This is a genomic window from Intestinibacter sp., assembly GCF_051866655.1.
GTDB lineage: Bacteria > Bacillota > Clostridia > Peptostreptococcales > Peptostreptococcaceae > Intestinibacter.
Genome location: NZ_JBJDXL010000266.1, coordinates 1 through 4,162, shown reverse-complemented (window position 1 = coordinate 4,162; position 4,162 = coordinate 1). Strand labels below are relative to the sequence as shown.

Sequence of the window (4,162 nt, the reverse complement as noted above, 5' to 3'; positions counted from 1 at the left end):
TTTTTCTATAATGGTATCTACAGATGGTCTTGTAAAATCCTTTGCAAATGATAGTGACTTTTTAGATTATAATCAAGCTATAGCTATGGAATTAGGAAAGCTTGATGACGACGATAAAATAAATCAAATGGAAGAGAGATTGATAAAGCTATTTGAACAACGCTCTAGAGATGGTAGTGAAGACGATATATCTATTTCTATAATATTCGATATCGATGCCTACGATGGAGTTATCGAAGGACTTCAAACTAGAAGAAAAATAAATAAAATAGATGAACAAATTGATCTTTCAAAGAAAAAAATCAATACTCTTAATTTCAAAATGAAGCAAATTATAAGTGAAAGAAAGTTTAATAGCGAAAATATAGTTAAAATAAACAAAGAAAGAAGAAAGCTAAAGGACTATAATAAAAAATTAATCGATAGAAAACAGCAGTTAGAAGAAGAATTAAGAAAATTAGAGCAAGAGGCTGAGGAATTAAATAAAAAAAAAATAGAACTTGATTTGGAATTTGAAAAATACGAAAAAATAGATCAAATGAAAGAACAAGAACAAAATAAAAACCTTGAAGATCAAGAGCTAGAAAAACAAAATATAGAAATCAAAGAAAAAGAAAAGGAAAAATTACAAGATTTACTAAACAGTTAATTTTAAAAATATTTTCATTGAGGAGGTAAATCAATGGAAGCAAATGTAATAATGATAAAATGTCAAAAAAATAGAAGACCTTTTGGTGCAAGAATACAAAAAGAGGGTAGAAACTGGCTATTAACATGGGCCTTTGATATAGATGAACGCATTGCAGCTAAGGAGGGCTTTGAATCACAAAGTACTTTAAAAGGAAGCTTTATAACTACAGATGAATATCCAGGCTGCCCACATTGTGGAGCTAGAAGCTTTTTTATATGTGGTAAATGTGGAAAGATTACTTGCTGGGATGGTAGTGATGTGACTACATGTGCATGGTGTGGAAACACTAGTAAAATACAGCTTGTAGACGAGTTAGAGGTAAAGGGTGGAGGATTCTAAGCCGATTACTCGATATTCTAGTATAAAGAAAGGAAAGTTAATATGTCAAAAGAGCTTGATTTAGATTTTGAATTCGAAGATTATGACCCTTTAGAGGCGAAACCTATTTCTAAAAAAAGTATGGTTATATTTTTTGTTATAGATACGTCTGAAAGTATGAGGGGCAAGAAAATAGATGATTTAAATAGAGTAATGAGCGAGATAATACCAGAGCTTGCAGGTGTTGGTGGTTCTAATACAGAATTAAAATACGCAGTGCTTTCTTTTTCAAGTGGATGCAAGTGGGAGACATCAGAGCCATTTATTGTGGATGAAAATAATAAATGGAAGGATTTACAAGCGGGTGGAATCACTGATTTAGGTATGGCATTTGAAGAATTGGCAGCTATGCTATCTAGAAAAAAATTCTTAAAAGCACCTTCTTTGAGTTATGCTCCTGTAATTTTCTTAATGACAGATGGATATCCTACTGACAACTACAAGAAGGGATTGCAAATACTAAAGAGCAACAACTGGTATAAATATGGAATAAAGGTTGCGCTTGGAATAGGCGATTACTTTAATGAAGCTGTTTTAGAGGAGTTCACAGAAAATAAAGAGCTTGTAGTCAAGGCATCAAATACAGCTCAGCTTATAAAATTAGTCAGAACTATTGCAGTTACATCATCTCAAATAGGAAGCAAGAGCATGACTGTAGCTAAGGATGATAATGAAGAGTTTTCTTACGAGGATGTACAGGGAACTAAGGAAGAAGAAATGGTAAAAACAGTACAGGATACTGTAAACGACGATGAATTTATAGATCTTGAATATGAAGATGGTTGGGAATAATAGATTCTAGACAGGAGGTGAAAATATGACTAAGAATTTTTGGGAAGGTGAATTTGTAAGAAGAGACGGCATTGAATCTGTGGATAATGATGGCCTTATAGATGGATTAGAGGATTGTGATTTAGTGGATAACGATGAAGGTACTTCTAAAAAGGACGGAGAAATTGAAATCGAATTTGTGGAAGAATCACAATCTGATGAATTAGGAGCTAGCTATGAGAATTATCTTAGAGAAAATGGTTTTGACGAATCTCAGATAGAAAAGAGCCTTGAAATAGAGAAAAATACTCGTACTCAAGATACTTCTACAATTATTCCTATAGAAAATAATGAGCAAAATGAGCTAAGTTGTACACAAGAAGAGCAAGCTGTGGAGGAAGATAACGAGGACGATGATTATCTATATATCCACAGACCAGAAGAGACTCAAGAAACTAGCGAACAAATAAATCCACAAGATCAAGCTGAAGAAGCTGAGAATGCTAGAAAAGATGAAGAAATGAAACAACAAATGCAATGGGGAATTGACTTAGGTGATTTTCCTGTTGAAAAGAACAAAGATATAGAAGAGGACAATGACGAGGATGATACATCTATAAAAATAGAATCAGAAGAAGATGTAGAACCGATGACTATACCAGTTATATCACCTGAAATAGCTGTAGATAAGGATGAATTAGAGGTAGATATAGTAAAACCAAAGGATTTTAAAGAATTAATCGGTACAAACGGCGAAATTCTAGAAAGCTATATTTCAGGAAATGCTAAATTTAACAGTATAAGTGAAAATTTATATGTATGCATACAGCTATGCAATCTTTTTGCAAGTGTCCACAGCCTAGATAGCTGTTTCAATGGAATAACAGCAAAGGATATAATCGTCACTCAAAAAAGAGAGTGTAAAATAATAAACGATCAAAAGATAGTTTCACCAAATGATGATACTTATGAAGTTAATTATGAAAAAACTTGTGCTCCTGAGGTTTTAAGAAAAGAAGCTAGACCAAATACAAATACAGACAAGCATAGTATGGCGTTCTTGCTATTTGGGCTTTTATTTAAGAGCGACCCATTTGAAGGTAGCAAGTCTTTAAATATTCCTTGCTATACTAAGGAAGATGAGCTTAAATATTATGAAAATCCAGTGTTTGTGTACAGCTACAATGATAAGAGTAATCTACCAGTTTATGGAATACATTCTGTGTTGATAAAATATTGGAATAGATTTTACTCAGAAGAAATAAAGATGTTATTTAAGCAAAACTTTGTCGCAGGAATTGAAGATCCAGAGGCTCGTGCAGAGGATAAGACATTTATAGAGGTTCTTACAAGATTTAAGAATATTGTGGATTCAAAAAATACTAAAAAAGAGCCTAAAAAAGAAGGCATTATAGAAAAAATTCAAAAATTAAAACCTGAGAAAAATGAAAATGTCGATGAAATCAAGGATTTCGACACAAAGACAAAGGTAATAGAAATAAATAAAGATGCTCCTAAAAAGCCAGAGGATCACTCTATACCAAAATACCAATTATGTACTACATTTGCCCTTGTCGATCAAAAAAATAGCGATACAATACTATTAGATTTAGTTCCAGGAACTGAAATATCAAATAAATTAGTCGGCTATGAAGATGTTGATCATGTACAAGTAATAGGTAAAGTAATACAAAACGCTAAACGTAAAGAGCTTATTGGTATAAAAAACATGTCTAACCACGAATGGTATGCAAAAAAAGGAAATGAAATCAAAAAATTCCCTCCAGGAAAAGTTATTGTAGTAACAAATGGAGTTGTGATTGATTTTTATCCAGAAAACAAAAGCAATGTAAAAAATAAATGGACTATACGTCAAGCTTAAAAAATTTAGCCCCTTGTTATGTACGAGGGGCTATTTTTAAAGAAGTCCTTTTTTAAACTTATAAACCTTCATATCAAATGCGTCTTTTTCTATATATTGGCGATTTTTTATTATGAATCTAATGAAGAAAATAAGTCCAATCGAAAAAACTATTACACCATATAGTAAAAATAAATGGGCATCGCTTTTTGTAATTAATTCTGATTGAGCTGAAGAAGCACTATTAGAAAGCAACATAGGTAGACTTGCTAATAAATTATTTAAAAAATGCACAGTCATAGGTATCAGTATATTTCTATATTTTAAATATAAGATACAATTTGCAATTCCGAAAATTACAGCGCCGACTACAGCCAACTCCACATGTAAAAGACCGAATAATATAGAAGAAATCATCATACCAGCATACACATCGAAAATTCTAGACAATCTCTTAAAAA

General features: G+C 31.9%; 5 protein-coding genes. 4 read left to right on the top strand and 1 reads right to left on the bottom strand.

Going from position 1 to position 4,162, the window contains the following annotated elements:
* The 4 genes from ACI3VO_RS08020 to ACI3VO_RS08005 all read left to right on the top strand — a co-directional run.
* The coding region (locus ACI3VO_RS08020) for a hypothetical protein (RefSeq protein WP_439757410.1) at positions 1-649 on the top strand (649 nt) is incomplete at its 5' end.
* A 33-nt stretch (positions 650-682) separates the two neighbouring features.
* Positions 683-1,030: a TerY-C metal binding domain-containing protein gene (locus ACI3VO_RS08015; protein WP_439757409.1), complete on the top strand. Its 348-nt coding sequence runs from the start codon at positions 683-685 to the stop codon at positions 1,028-1,030.
* 42 nt (positions 1,031-1,072) lie between these two features.
* Positions 1,073-1,861 carry a vWA domain-containing protein gene (locus ACI3VO_RS08010; RefSeq protein ID WP_439757408.1) on the top strand — a complete coding sequence of 263 codons (789 nt, stop codon included), beginning with the start codon at positions 1,073-1,075 and terminating at the stop codon, positions 1,859-1,861.
* Between the two features lie 25 nt (positions 1,862-1,886).
* Positions 1,887-3,722, top strand: a complete 1,836-nt coding sequence (locus ACI3VO_RS08005) for a hypothetical protein (RefSeq protein WP_439757407.1) — start codon at positions 1,887-1,889, stop codon at positions 3,720-3,722.
* A gap of 36 nt (positions 3,723-3,758) precedes the next feature.
* Here the strand turns inward: ACI3VO_RS08005 and ACI3VO_RS08000 are convergent.
* Positions 3,759-4,162, bottom strand: a 404-nt coding sequence (locus tag ACI3VO_RS08000; RefSeq protein WP_439757406.1) for a lysostaphin resistance A-like protein, incomplete at its 5' end; no start/stop codon positions are given.

Excerpts from the sequence above, each read along its gene's own strand:
- ACI3VO_RS08010 (WP_439757408.1), top strand. The coding sequence starts at position 1,073 with ATGTCAAAAGAGCTTGATTTAGATTTTGAATTCGAAGATTATGACCCT.
- ACI3VO_RS08005 (WP_439757407.1), top strand. The coding sequence starts at position 1,887 with ATGACTAAGAATTTTTGGGAAGGTGAATTTGTAAGAAGAGACGGCATT.
- ACI3VO_RS08015 (WP_439757409.1), top strand. The coding sequence starts at position 683 with ATGGAAGCAAATGTAATAATGATAAAATGTCAAAAAAATAGAAGACCT.